This is a genomic window from Paludisphaera rhizosphaerae (assembly GCF_011065895.1).
GTDB classification, from domain to species: domain Bacteria; phylum Planctomycetota; class Planctomycetia; order Isosphaerales; family Isosphaeraceae; genus Paludisphaera; species Paludisphaera rhizosphaerae.
In genome coordinates this window covers 188,464-205,078 of the sequence record NZ_JAALCR010000003.1, presented here as the reverse complement: position 1 = coordinate 205,078, position 16,615 = coordinate 188,464, and the positions used below count along the sequence as shown (strand labels likewise).

9 protein-coding genes are annotated in these 16,615 nt (G+C 65.9%); 4 read left to right on the top strand and 5 right to left on the bottom strand.

Annotated elements, in window-relative coordinates; translation table 11 throughout:
• The first annotated feature begins 152 nt into the window (after positions 1–152).
• The 3 genes from G5C50_RS05390 to G5C50_RS05380 all read left to right on the top strand — a co-directional run bounded on the left by G5C50_RS05390 (position 153) and on the right by G5C50_RS05380 (position 4,902).
• Positions 153–1,130 (top strand): AAA family ATPase, encoded by a 978-nt coding sequence (locus G5C50_RS05390; RefSeq protein WP_165066120.1) that lies wholly within the window; start codon positions 153–155, stop codon positions 1,128–1,130.
• An 80-nt stretch (positions 1,131–1,210) separates the two neighbouring features.
• Positions 1,211–2,659: a DUF58 domain-containing protein gene (locus tag G5C50_RS05385; RefSeq protein ID WP_240906972.1), complete on the top strand. Its 1,449-nt coding sequence runs from the start codon at positions 1,211–1,213 to the stop codon at positions 2,657–2,659.
• Positions 2,656–4,902 carry a transglutaminase TgpA family protein gene (locus tag G5C50_RS05380; RefSeq protein ID WP_165066117.1) on the top strand — a complete coding sequence of 749 codons (2,247 nt, stop codon included), beginning with the start codon at positions 2,656–2,658 and terminating at the stop codon, positions 4,900–4,902. Before G5C50_RS05385 ends, G5C50_RS05380 begins: the two co-directional genes overlap by 4 nt.
• A gap of 12 nt (positions 4,903–4,914) precedes the next feature.
• Here the strand turns inward: G5C50_RS05380 and G5C50_RS05375 are convergent, their stop codons facing one another.
• Positions 4,915–5,733 (bottom strand): hypothetical protein, encoded by an 819-nt coding sequence (locus G5C50_RS05375; protein WP_165066114.1) that lies wholly within the window; start codon positions 5,731–5,733, stop codon positions 4,915–4,917.
• A gap of 367 nt (positions 5,734–6,100) precedes the next feature.
• On the opposite strand from G5C50_RS05375, the gene G5C50_RS05370 reads away from it, so the two are divergent.
• Positions 6,101–8,173 carry a carboxy terminal-processing peptidase gene (locus tag G5C50_RS05370; RefSeq protein WP_165066111.1) on the top strand — a complete coding sequence of 691 codons (2,073 nt, stop codon included), beginning with the start codon at positions 6,101–6,103 and terminating at the stop codon, positions 8,171–8,173.
• Between the two features lie 80 nt (positions 8,174–8,253).
• Here G5C50_RS05370 and G5C50_RS05365 read toward each other — a convergent pair whose 3' ends face one another.
• The 4 genes from G5C50_RS05365 to G5C50_RS05350 form a co-directional block, all read right to left on the bottom strand.
• Positions 8,254–9,219 (bottom strand): D-2-hydroxyacid dehydrogenase, encoded by a 966-nt coding sequence (locus G5C50_RS05365; protein ID WP_255597007.1) that lies wholly within the window; start codon positions 9,217–9,219, stop codon positions 8,254–8,256.
• A 64-nt stretch (positions 9,220–9,283) separates the two neighbouring features.
• On the bottom strand, positions 9,284–10,999 hold the full coding sequence (locus G5C50_RS05360; RefSeq protein WP_165066105.1) for a S41 family peptidase: 1,716 nt from the start codon (positions 10,997–10,999) through the stop codon (positions 9,284–9,286).
• 388 nt (positions 11,000–11,387) lie between these two features.
• Positions 11,388–13,142: a CRTAC1 family protein gene (locus G5C50_RS05355; protein ID WP_165066102.1), complete on the bottom strand. Its 1,755-nt coding sequence runs from the start codon at positions 13,140–13,142 to the stop codon at positions 11,388–11,390.
• Positions 13,143–13,399: 257 nt separating this feature from the next.
• Positions 13,400–16,537 carry a multiheme c-type cytochrome gene (locus G5C50_RS05350; RefSeq protein ID WP_165066099.1) on the bottom strand — a complete coding sequence of 1,046 codons (3,138 nt, stop codon included), beginning with the start codon at positions 16,535–16,537 and terminating at the stop codon, positions 13,400–13,402.
• Positions 16,538–16,615 lie beyond the last annotated feature (78 nt).

Below are 16,615 nucleotides of genomic sequence, written 5' to 3'. Positions count from 1 at the left end.
GTCGCCTTCCGTCACCGGCCCCCTCTCCCCGGATTCCCGGGACGCTTGTCGTCGCCGACTCGCGCGGACGTTGGAATTCAGATCGCGTCTGGATTATAGTGGGAACCGTCAGGATCGCACCCGGCCGTCCGCAGCACTCTCGGATCCTCGGAATGACCCCACAGCACACCACTGAAGCCGCTTCCCCCGCCCAGGAAGACCTTTACGCACTGACGAGCCGGCTGCTGGAGAATGTCGGTCTGGTGGTGCTTGGCAAAGCCGAGTCGATCAAGCTCGCCGTGGTCGCACTGCTGGCGCAGGGGCACGTGCTGGTCGAAGACGTCCCAGGCGTGGGCAAGACGCTGCTGGCGCGAGCCCTTGCGGCCAGTATCGACTGTTCGTTCCGGCGAATCCAGTTCACCCCCGACCTTCTGCCGTCGGACGTGCTGGGTTCGAGCGTTTTCCACGCGCCGTCGAGCGAGTTCGTCTTCAAGCCCGGGCCGCTCTTCGCGAACGTCGTGCTCGCCGACGAGATCAACCGCACCACCCCGCGAACCCAAAGCGCGCTGCTGGAGGCGATGGCTGATCGCCAGGTGTCGGTCGAAGGTGTGACCTACCCGCTCCATCAGCCGTTCATCGTGCTGGCGACGCAGAACCCCTACGAATTCGAGGGGACCTACATTCTGCCCGAGAGCCAGCTCGACCGCTTCATGATCCGGATCCGTATGGGCTACCCGATCCGGTCCGAGGAACGCCGGCTGTTGCACGACCACCGATCCGGCGAGCCGGTCAAGGCGTTGAAGCCCGTTCTCACGGCCTCCGACGTGGTGCGGCTCCAGGAGGGCGTGCGCCGGGTCCGCGTCGACGAGGCGATCGTCGACTACTTGCTGGACGTGGTTCACCTTACCCGGCGGAGCGAAGATCTGCACGTCGGCGTCAGCACGCGAGGTGCGTTGACGCTCTACCGCGCGGCTCAGGGGCTGGCGCTGGTCTCGGGACGGGATTTCGTGGTGCCGGACGACGTGAAGACCCTGGCGGTCCCCGTGCTGGCTCACCGCGTCCTGGGCAAGTCGTTCTTGCAGGCCGGCGAGTTCGGGGCGGCCGAGGCCATCATTCGGGACATCGTCGACCGCGTCAAAGTCCCGACCTGACCTGACCGGAGCGGCTCCGCCCCACGACGCCGGCGGGGCGAGAGCCCAAAGACGTTCCAGCCGACCGGGGGGATCGAGCGATGAGCATGGACGAGAAAGCCAGGCCCGTCCGTTCCGGCGGGCGCGCCGGCCGCATCGCCAAGGGATTGATGCAGGCCCTGGTGCCGACCGAGCGGACGATCGTCACCCGCGAGGGCCTGGGCTACTTTCTGGTGATGCTGGTCCTGCTGGCGGCGGGAATGCTCCAGCAGATCAACCTGATCTTGCTGGTCGCCACCACCGCCGCTGGTCCGTTCGTCGCCTCATGGTTCGGCAGCCGCGCGATGCTGCGTCGGTTGAGCGTGATCCGTCGCAGCCCCGGTTACGTCTTCGCGGGCGACCCCCTGGTCGTCGACTACACGCTTGAGAACGGCCGACGACGCATGGCCGCGCTCGCCGTGTTCGTCGAGGATCAACTGGTCTCAGCCGAACGCGGGGCGACCGGAGCGGCCCTCTCGCCCCGGAGTTTCTTCCCGCGAGTCGCCGCACGCGACCGCGCGCGGAATCGCTGGCAGGGAGAGCCGCCGCGACGCGGGAAGTACCGATTCCAGAACCTCGATCTCGGGACTCGCTCCCCCTTCGGGATCGTCGAACGCCGCGTCACGCTGCCGATGCCCGAGCCGCTCTACATCTACCCGCGAATTGGGCGGCTCACCCGTCGCTGGTTTCAGCTTCAACGCCAGACCAGCGAGAACCGCCTGGGGAGAAGGCACGACCGATCGGCCCAGCAGGAAGAATATCACGGCCTGCGTGACTATCGATCGGGCGACAGCCCCCGGTGGATCCACTGGCGGACCTCCGCCCGTCGCGGCGAGCTGATGGTCAAGGAGTTCGAGCAGCAGAACGAACAGGATCTGGCGATCCTGATCGACCCCTGGCTTCCTCGCACCAAGGTCTCTCCCCAGCAACGCGAGGCCGTTGAACAGGCGATCTCGTTCGCGGCGACGGTCTGCCTGGAGACCTGCCGTCGCCAGGGCCGGCGGCTCGTCATGGGATGGACCGGGTCCACTCCGGGCGTGATTCAGGGGCCGGCCTCGGTCAAGCTCCTCCATGAGCTGCTGGAACAACTCGCCGTGCTCCGGCCGGTCAATGAAGGAGGAGTGGCTGAACTGCTCGACGCCCTGCCGTCGGCGACGGTCCGCGACGCACTCCTGATCGTCGCCTCGACCCGGCCGATCAACCTGATGGAAGAGGCCGAGCGGTCGACGCGAGTGAACGCGGCCTCGGCCCGAAACCTGGCCGGACGTGTGCTGGCGTTCAACGCCGCGCAAGGCGAACTCGACGGCCTGATCCAGTTCGCCGAGGCCGATACTCGCAACCTGCTGGAACAGCGGGTCTCCAACGCCGAAGCCGACCGGATGAGCAGCCAGGAGGAACGCCGCCGAGGGCTCTTCTCGGGCGAGCCCGAGGACAGCGGCGTCATCATCGAGGAGACCGTGAAATCCGATGGACCGCCAGCCTGGCGGGCCTGGCGGGGAGGGCGGTCGTGAACAGCTATCTCGTCTATCGCGCCAGCTATTACCTCATGCTCACGGCGGCCTCCACCGCCATGTGCGCCGACCCAACCGACGACCGCGGCGGCTGGTTCCTGCCGCCGCTGGTCGCCGTCGCGGGTTTCATCGCCTTCTTCACCGTGGATCGCAACCCGGGGTGGTCGCTGCCACGGGGCCTGGCCACATTGCTGGGGATCGGCTCGCTGGGGTTGCTCTATCTGGAGTATTCGCTCGACGAAAACCAGGCCATCCGTTGCCTGGGCCACTGGCTGATCTCGCTTCAGCTCATCAAGTATTTCCTACCCAAGTCGATCGAGGACGACTGGGTGTTGTTCATGGTGGGACTGATGCAGGTCCTGATCGGCTCCGTCATCAACGTCGGCGATCAGGTGGGCGTCTGGTTGTTCGTGTGGGCCGTGCTGGCCGTTTGGGTTCTGGGGCAGTTCTTCCTCCAGCGCGAGGCGCGGCGGTTCCTTGCTCCGGACGTGAAGACCCGCGCCCCCATGCAGCCGCTTCCGAGGGACCCGTACACAAGCCTGTTCGACTCAGCCTATTTCGCGGCGACGCTCCGGGTTCTCGCGATGACTCTGGCTCTGGGCTTTTTCGTCTTCCTCCTCCTGCCGCGTCAGCAGGGCGCGGCGCGTTCCCGCTTCGGGACGCCGACTGTGAAGCATCTGACCGGCTTCGACGAGGAAGTGGCCCTGGGACAGCTTGGCGAGATCCTCGAGAACGACACGCCGGTCATGACGGTGGAGTTCAGCGATGGGGAGAAAGCCCCCACAGCGCCCCCGGCCGAACCCCTCTGGCGCGGGGTGACACTGAACAATTATGACAAGGGTCGTTGGCGTCGTCAGGCCTTGCGCTCGACGATGATGCGAACGTTCCCCAGCTACCACGGCCGTCGCAAGGTTCTTCGACAGACGATCAAGCTGGAGCCCAACGACTCCCAGACGCTCTTCGGCATCCGGCCGTTCGTCGCGGTCGAGGGTAATCCGCGAGTCCCACCCCAGTTGAACCCGCCCGAGGGGACCGCCTTCCGGCCCGAAGGACGCGGCTCCTTCGATTACGAGGTGATCTCCGACCCCGATCCGACCGTCCCTCAGGTCGGCGAGGTCGCGCCGACCGAGGACCGAATCAAGAACGTCCTGCTGGAGGTTCCGGACGACGTTCGTCCGCGTCTGGCCGCCATCGCGAAGCCCGTCCTCGACAAAATCACCGGCGAAGGCCCGGACGTCGTCAAGCGTCGCGCCATGGCTCTGGAAGCCTTTCTGCTCGATCCGTCGGTCTTCGCCTACTCTCTGGAGATGAACGTCGTCGACCCCTCGATCGACCCGGTCGTCGACTTTCTGGTCAACCGCAAGCAGGGGCACTGCGAGTACTTTGCCAGCGCCCTCGCGCTGTTGCTCCGCACCGTCGACATCCCTTCGAGGTTGGTCAACGGCTTCAAGGGAGGGGACTGGAACGACTTCACCCAATCGATGACCGTTCGGCAGAAGCACGCTCACAGTTGGGTGGAAGCCTATCTCGGGCGAGATGCGGAGGGCCGGCCGATCTGGCTCTCCCTCGATCCGACTCCAGGCAACGAACGTGAAAAGTCAATCGCGCAGGTCGGCGGCATCTCCTCGAACTTCCGAGGCTTCACGGACCTCTTCCGCTACATCTGGGTCTTCTACATCCTCGGCTATGACTCGAACCGTCAGGCTCGGCTTTACAGTCCTTTGAAGCTGATGTTTCAGAAGATCCGGGACGGCTACGTGATCATGTGGCACTGGGCCGCGGAGACCTTCGCGGGACTCTTCCATTTCCGCAATCTTCAGTCGCTCATCAGCATCAAGGGGTTCATCGTCTCGTTCCTGGTCCTCTGCCTCGTCGCCGCGCTGACCAAGGGGGCGATCTGGCTAATCAAGCGGCTTCTCGTCTGGTGGCGAGGGCCGATCGACGACGCCGCCGGCGCCACGCCGGGAACCCATTTTTACCGTCGATTGGCGCACCTCCTGGCCCAGTACGACCTGAAGAGGTCCCCGGCCGAGACCCAGAACGAATTCGCCCATCGCGCCTATCGATTTCTCAGCGGGCAGGGTGAAGGCCGGCGAGAGGTCGCCGAACTTCCCGAGAAGGTCGTTGAGGCTTTCTATCAGGTCCGCTTCGGCCATCGCGACCTGCCGCCGGAGACTCTCGCCGAGTTGGAGCGGAGTCTCGACCGGCTGGAGGCCCGCCTGAACGAGCCCGCCGCCGGCTGAGGCTTGCCCGCCTCAGCGCGGCGGGGTCCAGAGCAACGTCCCGTTGCGAAGCGCCCCGCGTCGCGACTCGACTTCCGGGTTCGCCTGCCGAAGGGTGTCCAACGCCCCGGGAGTTCCGTAGACGCGGATCGCCACGTCTTCGAGAGTCTCTCCTTCAGTCGACACAGTCGATTCCGGCTCGCCCCTGGGGATCGTCACGGGCGCCTCGGGCTCAGGTGCGACGGGCTCCGGCGTGACGATCCGAGGAGCAACGTCAGGTTCGGGGGCCACGACGGGCGGCGCACGCTTCGGCGTGGGAGTGCTGGCGAGCCGAACCGGGGCCTCCATCGTCCGCTGTGCTGGAGTGTGTGCGACGACGGGCTTCGATGGCACAGCGGCGGTGGCTGTGGGGGCGGCCGCAGGTGCAGGGGAGGGCGTCGGCGACGTTGCGGCGGCGGCCGCGATGAGTTCCGTTTTCTCCCCAGGCCGTACCGCGGGGGGGGCCGGCGAGGCGACCACGGGCTTATCGCCGACCACCGCCGAGACGGACGCCGATGCGGGAGCGCGGGCCGGCGAGGTTTCCGCCTCGGCCGCAGCAGGCTCCTCGCGGCTGCTCTGGTCCGCTGGGGGCGACGGCTGGGACGATGCAGGGGCGGGCGGCGGAGCGCTCGGTGGTGAGTCCTGGGGGTTCGTCGAATCGCCGGCCGGAGGGGCGGATTCCTCGGTCGGTGCAGCGGGGGACGCCTGATCTTGGGGGCGACCGCCGGGAGGTTCGATCGGCCGGAGGACGACCGCGAAGAAGCAGACGATGAACACGCTCAGCAGCATGCTGGGTAATACTTGGCGGTTCATGGTGCACGTCTCGGTGGAGGGGGCGTGGAGATAGTCCTCGCCTCATCTCTCATCCTCGGCGATCCGAACCCTTCGTCTTGAGCTTTTATTCCATTCTTCATCAACCGGCGCGGGGCGTGGGCCGGGCGTGACCTCACGTGGGAGGCGTCAAACTCTGGAGATTGATCCGAACCGACCGACCGCCGCCGTCGAAAAAGAGATGTCGCCGTCGTAATGCTGTTGCCGATAAGGCCTGTCGACGCCGGTTGCAGTGATTCGTCTGAATGTAGGGACGACCTTGTCGGGATCTCAACCCAGGGCTAATATTAGCTTGACGGCCTGGGTTTCTTCTGCACACCTCAACGCCAGGTTCCAGGAACACAACTCTATGCCCCGAATTGCGTTACGTCCGCTCTCGCTGGTCGCGGTCCTGTTCCTGATGGCGGCCATCGTGGGGGCGCAGGCCCCTGTGCCGACCAATGAGGACCAGGAGATTGCCAAGACCGTCGTCGATCTTCTCGAACGCGGTCACATGGCTCGGCCGGTGATCGACGACGAGATCGCAGTCAAGTGGTGCGACAACTTCCTCAAGGATCTGGACCCCCAGAAGTACTACTTCCTCAAGTCCGACATTGAGGAATTCAAGAAGAGCGCCAAGGACCTCGACGACCAGGTGCGCGAGGGGAACATCGACTTCGCCCGCAAGGTCTTCGAGCGCTTCTTGCAGCGTCAGGACGAGCGTTACAAGACCGTCACCGAGTTGCTGGCCAAGCCTCTGGACTTCTCGGCCGACGAGTACCTGACCGACGATCCCGAGAAGATCGACTACGCCAAGGACACGACCGAGGCCGACGAGCGCTGGCGGAAGAAGCTCAAATTCGAGGAGCTGCAGCTCCGTCTCGACGACTCGACCACCCCGGAAGACGTCGTCAAGAAGCTGACGATCCGCTATCGCGATCGCAACCGCCTGTTCCACCAGTTCGACTCCAACGAACTGTTGGAGGTCTACCTGTCGAGCCTCACCCGGACCTTCGACCCCCACTCGTCCTACCTCAGCGCCAAGAACCTGGAGGACATGCTCAACCAGCAGCTCCACCTGTCGCTGGAAGGGATCGGGGCCTCGCTGCGGTCCGAGGACGGCTACGCCGTGGTCGCCGAGGTCGTTCCGGGAATGGCCGCCGACAAGGACGGCCGGCTCCAACCCGACGACAAGATCGTCGCGATCCGCCGCGACGACAACAGTGAGATCGACCTCGTCGAGAAGAAGCTCAGCGACGTCGTCCGCCACATCCGCGGGCCCCGCGGGACCTCGGTCCACCTGATCGTTCAGCCGGCCGGCACCAAGGAGCGGAAGGAATACACGATCGTCCGCGAGAAGGTCGAGCTGACCGAGCAGCACGCCAAGGGCAAGATCCTGGACTCCAAGGTCGACGGCAAGGCGGTCAAGATCGGCGTCATCAACCTGCCCGCCTTCTACGGCGACACGATGGCGATCCTCCGCGGCGACCCGAACGCCGTCTCGGCCACGGGCGACTGCCGCAGGATTCTGGGCGAGTTCAAGCAGTCGGGCGTCGATGCGGTGATCGTCGACCTTCGCGACAACGGCGGCGGTCTGCTCGAAGAGGCCAAGACCCTCTCCGGCCTGTTCATCGACAGCGGCCCGGTCGTCCAGATCAAGGAAGCCGTGGGCGTGAAGCATCTCGACGACGACGATGAGGGGACGGCCTGGGACGGGCCGCTCGCCGTGATCATCAACAAGTCGAGCGCCAGCGCCTCGGAGATCTTCGCTGGCGTCATCCGCGACTACGGCCGTGGGCTGATCATCGGCGACTCCAGCACCTTCGGCAAGGGAACCGTCCAGAGCATCGTCAACCTGGGCGACCAGGCCCGCCGTCGCGATCGCGGGGTCGCCAAGAATCGCGGCGCCCTGAAGCTCACCATCCAGCAGTTCTTCCGGGCCAACGGCGACAGCACCCAGATCAACGGCGTCGCTCCCCACATCCACCTTCCCTCGATCCGCGACTACATGGATCTGGGCGAGGGCAAGATGGACAACGCCCTGAAGTTCGACAAGGTGGCTCCGCTGCCCCACGACAGCTACAACCGCACCCCTGACGACCTCGTCGCCGCCCTCGACGCGCGTTCGGTCGCTCGTCGCAAGGACGACGCCAAGTTCCAGAAGCAGGAAGAGCGGATCCAGAAGTACGTCGACCGCAAGGCGAAGCACTCGATCCCGCTCAGCGAGGCCAAGTTCAAGGCGGAGTTCATCCCGGACGACGACGAGAAGGCCGCCGACGAGAAGGAAAACAAGGACAAGAAGGCCAAGAAGAAGTACGTGGAACGCGAGGTCTGGGTCAGCGACTACTACAACGACGAGATCCTCCGGATCATCGGCGATTACCTGACCCTCGGTTCCAAGGTTCTGGCCGCCGCCCCCGTTCGGGCTGCCGCGACGAACTGATCGATCGCCTTCGGTTTCCAGCAAACTCCACGGGCCGGGCGATGCTGCAGAGCATCGCCCGGCCCGTCGGCGTTTCGAACTCAGCCCACGACGTTGATCGGCTTCCCCGACGCGAAGGCCGCGACGTTCTCCACGGTAGCTTCCAGCAGCCGCTCGCGGGCCTCAGCGGTGGCCCAGGCGATGTGCGGGGTGATGATGCAGTTCCTTGCTCCGAGCAGCGGATTCTTCGGGTCGATCGGCTCTCGCGAGACGACGTCGACGCCCGCTCCGGCGATCACCCCTGCGTTCAGGGCGTCGGCGAGATCCTGTTCGACGATCAGCGGACCGCGGCCCGTGTTGAGCAGGAAGGCCGTGGGCTTGGCCTTTCGCAGCCTCTCCGCGTTTACCATCCCTCGGGTCGCGGGGGTGAGCGGGCAGTGGAGCGTGATCACGTCCGAGCGCTCGAAGAGTTCATCGAGGCCGCAGGCTGGGATCGGGTCGTCCGGGGCAGGCGTTCGTCCGCTGGGGCGATGGGAGATCACCGTCATGCCGAACGCCTGAGCGATGCCGGCGACCCGACGGCCGATCTGACCCAGGCCGACGATCCCCATCGTCTTTCCCGCCAGCTCGATCAGAGGGGCCACGCGGATGGAGAAGTCAGGCTGTGACGCCCAGGCTCCGGCCTGGACGGCCTCGTCGTGCTTGCCGACGCTCAGCGTCAACTCCAGGAGCAGGGCGAAGGCCAACTGCGCCACGGAGTCGGTGCTGTAGCCCTTAACGTTGGAGACGACGATCCCGCGCTCCTTCGCCGCTTCAACGTCGACGCAGTCGAAGCCCGTGGCGGTAACGGCGATGAACCGAAGTTGGGGAAGTTGCGCCATCAGATCCTGCCGGATCGCACACTTGTTGACGATCAGGACGTCCGCCCCGTTCGCCCGATCGGGAAGGTCCGACGGCTCGGTGATGGGGTGGTAGACGACGTCGCCGTAGGCGTCGAGCGGCGACCAGGCCTTGGGGTCGTCGTTGAGGGTCCGGCCGTCGAGGACGACGATCTTCACGGGTTTCATCCTTCGAAATGGGGTCGCCCCCGGAGTGGGGCCGGGGGCGACTTTGGAAGAGGATCAGGGTTGTTCAGCGGACCGCAGCCTGGGCCTGCGAATCGCGCCGGGAGGCCCGGACGGCGGCGGCCAGGACCGGGTCGGTGCGAGGGTCGCCGAAGAGGGACTCGTCGATCGCCTCCTTGTCGGCGTCGGCGTCGGCGGCGGGCTTGGCGGCGACGTGCGTCTTGACGGGCATGTCGGGCGAAACCCCGCGCTCGCTGTAGGCCCGGTCGAGAGGCGAGTAGAACTTGGCCGTCGTCAGCTTCAATCCGGCGGGAGCCGAGCGGAGCGAGAAGATGCTCTGCACGGAACCCTTGCCGTAAGTCCGGTCGCCGACGATCACGGCTCGCTTATGGTCTTGCAGGGCGCCGGCGAGGATCTCGCTGGCAGAGGCGCTGTCGCGGTCCACCAGGACGTACATGGGCATCCGCCATCGGGCGCGACCGCCAGCCGAAAAGACCTGGGATTGCCCCGCGGCTCGGCCGCGAGTTGAAACGATGACCCCGTTGTCGATGAATCGATCGGCGATGTCGACGGCCACGTTCAGCAGTCCCCCCGGGTTGCCACGAAGGTCCAGGACCAACGTCGTCATCCCCAGGTTCGCCAGGCCCGAGATCGCCTGATCGAGTTCCTCGGTCGAGCTTTTCTGGAAACCGGCGAGCTGAACGTAGCCGACCCCTGGAGCCTCGTCGAGCATCTTGGCGCGGGTGACGCTCTCGACGTCGACATGGCGGCGGACCAGGCGGATGGTCTGGATCGACGCATCCCGTTTGACGATTTCCAGGTCGACGGTGGTTCCTTCGGTTCCCTGGAGGCGGTTGGCGGCCTCGTCGAGAGCCAACCCCTTCACCGTCTGGCCGGCGATCTTGACGATCTGGTCGCCTGCGCCCAGGCCAGCCTCCCACGCGGGGCCGCCTCGGATGACGCCGACAAGCTTCAGCCCATCGGGCGTTCCCTTCAACTCCACACCCAGTCCGACGAAGTTGCCGTCGATCATGGCGTAGAGGTCTTCGAGCTTGTCGGGCGTCAGGTAGCTGGTGAAATCGTCGAGGGCGTCGCAGGCGCCGTAGGTGAATTCCAGCATGACGGCGGCGGGTTCGATCCCCAGGCCGTGGCGGGCGAGGTCGGCGGCAGAGGCTGCGAGCGCCAGAGCCGCTTCGCGATCGGCGACGGCCAGCCGCGACCGCATTGCCTTGTACTGGTCTCGCAGCCAGGCGATCCGTTCCGGCTCGGTGGTCGTGGCGTTCAGCTTGAGGAAGGTCGGGTCGCGGAGGGCGACTTCCAGATTGTCCAGCCCGTGGCGGACGAGGGGTTCCAGGGCGATGGAGTCGACGTAGAAGCTCTGGATTCGTTCCAGCACCTCGGAGTACAGGTCGGTCGCCTGCTCGCGGGGGAGGCGGAGAAGGACCGTCCGAAAGCTGGCGTCGTGATACCGCTTGCCGAGTTTGAAGTGCAACTCGCAGAGCCGGAGCCGGCGGCGGATGTCGGTCCGATTCGGCCACTGCTCCATCGCGTGGCGGTAGGTCTCGATCGCGCCGGTCCAGTTGCGCTGGCGCTCCTGGTCGAGCCCTCGCTCCAGGGCCGCGTCGGGCGCCGGCGCGGCCTGAGTCTGAGGCGCATCCACCTTCGCAGAGACGTCCGAAACGGCCGGCTCCTCGGGGAGGGCGGCCTGGCTCGTCGGCGCGGGGCACCACGTCAGCAGCAGGGCGAGCAACCAGGCCAAGCGAGGGGTTCCGATCCGGCGCATGATCGACCGTCCTCCCGGGAGGGAGACGGCGTCGGGCGTCAGGCTAACCCGTATTCAGCGCCTTTGAGGGGTTTGCAAGGAGGTCCGGGACGGCGGCTCTCGAAGGGGGGCTCCGACGTTGCTCCTGGGACCACAACCCGCACGCTGAATAAGGTTTGCGCTCGCTGGCACCGTCCCTTGTTGCAATTCAATAGGTGTCTATCAATCAGGCGGCCACGACGAACGCGGCGGCCGGCGGAAGAGGTCCGGGCCGTGATCGGTCGCTTCGAACAGGGAGTCGGACTCCTCCGGCTCCCTCGCTCGTCCCGAATTATATCACACGGGCAATCGACTCAAGGGCCGGAATTCGTGCCGTTTTCATGCCGTGGCGCGGCCATGTGGCGGGGAATCAGCGCAGGCCGGAAACCTCGTCAACATGATACAGCCGGCCCGCCTCCAGGTTCTCCAATCGCGTTACTTTGCCTGAAGGCCAGGTGATCGACAGACTATCCACCTTCTCAGCCTGGCCCATGCCCAGGGTAAGGACGGGATCCATCGAGGAGAGGTAACTCTTGGCCGGGAAGTTCTGACGACGGCAGGTCAGGCCGCCGACCTTCGCTTCGACCTTGGCGCCGATGGCGTCGCGGTTCGAGGTCTTGCCGTCGCCGGTCAGAGCCAGGCGGATCCAGCGGTTGGCGTTGCCGCCGTCGTTGCGCAGCAGTCGTGCGGGGCCGTTGTTGGCGGTCAGGACGACGTCGAGGTCGCCGTCGCCGTCGATGTCGGCGTAGGCGCTGCCGCGACCGACGATCGGCTTGAAGAGGTCGGGACCGGCGGTGGAGGCGTCGACGTTGACGTACAGGTTCGGACCCGGGCGGCCGGAGTTCCACAACAGTTGCGCCGACTGCTCGTAGTGCTCGCTGGCCTGGACTCGGGCGATGTCCGGCTCCAGGTGGCCGTTGGCCGAGAGCAAATCGAGCCGGCCGTCGTTGTCGTAGTCAAAGAAGAAGAGGCCGAACTTGAGCGGCGGTTGCGTCGGCGCGCCCAGGCCGTAGAGGTTGGCCACGTCGGAGAAGACCAGCATCGAGGGTTTGTCGCTGACGTACAGGGCGGTCATCTCGTTGGCGAAATTGCCGATCGCCAGTCCCAGCCGTTCGTCGTTCAGGAAGTTCGCCCAGTCGCAGCCCATGCCGCCCCGCGCCGAGCCGTTCATGTCGAAGGCCACGCCTGACAGGATCGCCTTCTCCTCGAACTTGCCTCCCCCCTTGTTGTGGAACAGGAAGTTCTGCACCGTGTCGTTGGCCACGGCGACATCGACGAGGCCGTCGCCGTCGACGTCGTAGGGGGCCACGCCCAGGGACTTGCCTAGCGGGACCTTCAGGTCGGGCGTGCGGACCTGGACGCCGGACTCCTCGCTGATATCTGTGAATCGTCCGCCGTCGTTTCGAAGGAGGACGCAGAGCGACCCGTTGAAGGAGGTCGGCGGCCCGTAGGCCCGGCCGAGGCCGGTCAACTGGAAGCCCTGGACTTTGTCGATCTCCGGCGTCCAGGTGATGTAGCTGCAGACGAACAGGTCGAGGTCGCCGTCGTTCTCGATGTCGAGGAACGCCGCGCCGGTGAGCCAGGCGTTGGGCCCCTTGGCGTTGGCGGCTTCGCTGACGTCGGTGAACTTGCCGGAGTCGTTGCGGAAAAGGTAGGCGCGGCCGACAGCCGTGATGAAGACGTCGGGGTCGCCGTCGTTGTCGTAGTCTCCCACGGCGACGCCCTGGCCGTAGAACGTCTTGTCGAGCCCGGCCTCCTTGGTCACGTCCGTGAACTTCCCCTGGCCGTCATTGCGGTAGAGGTGCTGGGTTGGGGCCGGATCTGGGACGGGAGCGCCGGGCCAGGGGGCGGAGTTGACGAACAGGAGGTCGGGGTCGCCGTCGCCGTCGTAGTCAAGGAAGGCGACGCCGGAGCCCATCGTCTCGGGGAGAAGCTTTTCGCCCTGGGCTCCGTTGAAGTGGGTGAAGGCGACGCCCGACTCAGTCGTGACGTCCGTGAACCTGACCTTCGGCAAGGTCGCGGGGGCCACGGTCTTGGGGCGGGTCGGCGCCACCGGCGCGGCGACGACCGAGGGCTCGGGAGCCTTGGTGCAGCCGCCACCCAGGAGGAAGAGGCCGAAGATCACGAGGAGCGATGCTCCGCGCGCGGTCGGCGACTGCCTCGAAAAGTCGAACGTCGGGCCTTCCGACGTCTTCCCCCCTGGAGGGGGAAGACAGACCGCGAAGCGGTCAGATGAGGGGGAGATCGGCGTGGGGTAGAGAAAGAGCCGCCGGATGCGCGTCCAACGCCGGTCGTCCCCCTCATCCGGCCCTTCGGGCCACCTTCCCCCTCCAGGGGGGAAGGCCGTCGTCCGGGCTTCGCGTACGCTTTCGAGACAGACTCTCACTGGCCGCTCTCCTCAAGGCGTGCTGGGCGAGTTACGGTCGTGTCGACGGCCGAGGCTGCGGCCGAGGCCGTCGGCGCGGCGGGCGTCGAGTCGATCCCCGGAGCGCCGGGGCGGTGCAGGGGATGGATGACGATCGATTGGGCGTTCATGTTCGCGGCCGGGCTGTTCTGGCGGGCGATCGCGAAGGCCCGCCCCTCGGCCGTCTCGTCGGGCTTGAGCCGCTCGTGGAGCGCCCTGTGGGCGACTTCCAGCACTCGGCCGATGGCCGCCTGGACTTCGGGGTCGGCGGCTTGCTCCCAGGGTTTCGCCAGGCCGTCGGTCACCTCATAGAGAGGTTCGAGACGCGATTGATACTTCGGTCGCGGTCCCTTGACGTATCGCGAGACGTCGTCGGCCAGCTTCAAGGCTCGCTCCTTCCGCGTCGCCGAGGGGGCGGTCGCGTCGAGGACGCCCGGGATCTGCTTCGCCAGGCTTTCGGGGTCGACGGCCGCTTTCGGAGCCTCTGGCTCGGGGGGCTTCTCGCCCCAGGCGGGGTCGCCGAACGCCAGGCTCAGGCCGTAATGAGCGGCGACGTCCTCAGCCTCGATCTTGATCGTCCGATGATAGGCCGTGATCGCCTTCTTCAGCCACGTCTTGCGCTCGGGACTGTCGACAGGCTCGATCCGGGAGCGTCCGTAGCTGGCCTGGGCGAGTTCATTGATGACGAAGAAGTCCGTGCTGAAGTCGAACTTGCGCTCGGGGATCCGGGTGTTCAGGACCGACTCGAAGTTGGCTACCGCCTCGTCGAGCAGGCCGTTGCGGGCGTTGATCTCGCCGGTCAGCCAGTTGATTGTCCAGGGGGCGGCGGGCTCTTTATGAGATGCGGCCTTCTCCAGAGCCTCCAGCGCCTCGGGGATTCGCCCCTCGCGCTGGTAGACGCGGGCGAGATTCACCCAGCCGTCCGCCTTGCCCAGCTCGGCGACCTTCCGGAAGATCGGCTCGGCCTGTTTCAACTCGCCCTTTTGCCCGCCCTTGTCCGATCCCTCCAGCAGGAGGCCGATGCCGTAGTCGTTCCAGCGCTGCCAGACCTCGGCGATTGGGGACGGCTCGTTCTTGACCTCCGGGCCGCCCTCGATGGGGAGCTTGACGGCGTCTTTCGCCATGAGTACGACGGGGAGCTTTGGTCCTCCCCCCTTGCCGAAGATGAAATCCATGTAGGTCCGGTCGAACTTGCGGTAGTTCACCCGAGCTTCCAGCGTGATCGGTCCGCGCGTCCCCGACGGGACTTCCAGCCCGAAGTGGACGACCTGGCCCGCTCCGGGCGGGATCTGCTTGTTGTAGAGCGGGACGAAGATGTCCTGCGGGTTGCGACGGTCGATCCGGTTGCCGTGGCGGTCGAGCATGTAGACGTTGATGAAGTGCGAGTAGGGATCGACCGTGCCGTCCTCGCCGATCCCCCCCGACCGGCCGACGATCCGGTCGCCGTCGCGGGCGATGAGTTCGACCCAGATCTCGTTGGAGTCGACGGTCCCCTGCGTGAGCGGATGGCCGACGCCGAGCGTTCGGACGACGGTTTCGACCAGGTACTTGCCCCCCGGCTTGAGCGTCGGAATCTCGGGCCGGATCGGGCCGAGGAACGCGCCGTCGATCTCGCCCCCTTCGCGGAGGGCGAACAGATCGATTCGGACCTTCTTCTCGGTGAGGTACTTCTCGGCGGCCTTGTTCGCCGTTTCATCGTCCTGGATCGTGGCTAGTCCGGTATTGGCGGCGGCGAACATGTGGTTGTGGATCTGGCGGCCGCCCTGTCTGGCGAAGTCGCGTGCTCCGAAGTCGTTGGAGTCCTTCAACTCCATGTGGCACTCAGCGCAGTTCGTCTTGGCGACGGGAGGATAGTAGAAGCTCCTCGCCCCGTGGCCGGAGACGCCGGAGAGGTGATACGACGTGTAGTGGTCCTGGCCTCGGACGAAGTCCTTGTACTCGTTGAGTGCGAACGGCAGACCGACCTTGTGGCACGTCGAGCAGAACTCGGCCGAGCGGATGATCGGCTTGAGGAACGTCTTCTTGTGCATCTCGGGCTTGGCCTTCACCAGCGCGGCGTTGACCCACTGAAGGACGGGGTCCTCGCTGAAGGCGAAGGGATAATGCTGAGGTTCCTCGATGGTGTAGGCGGCGTTGCCACGGGTGTTGTTGATGTTGTTGATCGCGTGGCAGGTGGTGCAGGTGATCCCGGCGTGCGCGGTGGGGTCGTTGACGTCGTCGTAATCGCGATCGTCGAACTTGCCCGAGAAGAACGGGACGGGGTCATGGCAGCCGGCGCACCAGCGGGCGGCCTGGGTGGTGCCGTCGCGCTCCATCGAGACCCGCCGGGTCTCGCGGACGCTCGTCATGTAGGCCTTGTTGTTGAACGAGCTGAGCCGGTGCGACGAGTGGAACCAGCCCTCGTAGGCGTCCTTATGACATTGGAGGCAGTACCGGTCCATCATCAGGGTCTCGGCCGGGATGAACTTGCCGTTGGCCGTGACCGCTTCCGAGGGATAGAAGTACTGCTTGCCCGACTTCGGTCCGCGCTCGCCGAAGGTCCGAGGGTCCTGGAAGTGGAGCATCCCCATGATCGCCGCGAAGCCGACGACGGGGATCGCCAGCCTCCTCGCCCACTCCCAGCGGATCCGAGGCCCCGCCAACCGATGCTTGACGTAAAGTGCGACGGCGAACACCGGCGCGAAGATGTGCGCCCAGTAGCCCACGTTTCGGATCCGAGGGTCGCGGATCTCGAACACCCCGATCCGGACGAGCATCAGCCCCGAGACCAGCACCACGATTCCAGCCGCCAGCAGCGCCAGTCCGAAATTCACGGCCGCCTTGTTGGGTCGCTTCCACGACGTGACCAGGTGGGCCGCGCCGAAGGCGACGAACGGCACGATCAGCAACAACCCGACGATGACGTGCAGGATCGCCATCAGGAAGTAGAAGTAGGTCTGTTGCGTGCTGCCGGTGTACCAGGTCAGCGCGGTGACCGAGGCCATGTAGAAGCCGTTCGCGGCCAGCGCGGCGAAGGCGATCAGGATGACCCAGAGCAACGGCCGGAGCTTCGTCCCGATCGCCGGGACGTAGGCTCTGCCGGCGCGGTCGCGAGGGGTGGCGGTGGGGGTCGACATGAAAGGCTCCCATCCCCGCCGCGCGATCGATGCCGGCGGGAACCCTCCAGGATGATGATTGAGGATCGGATTCGGATG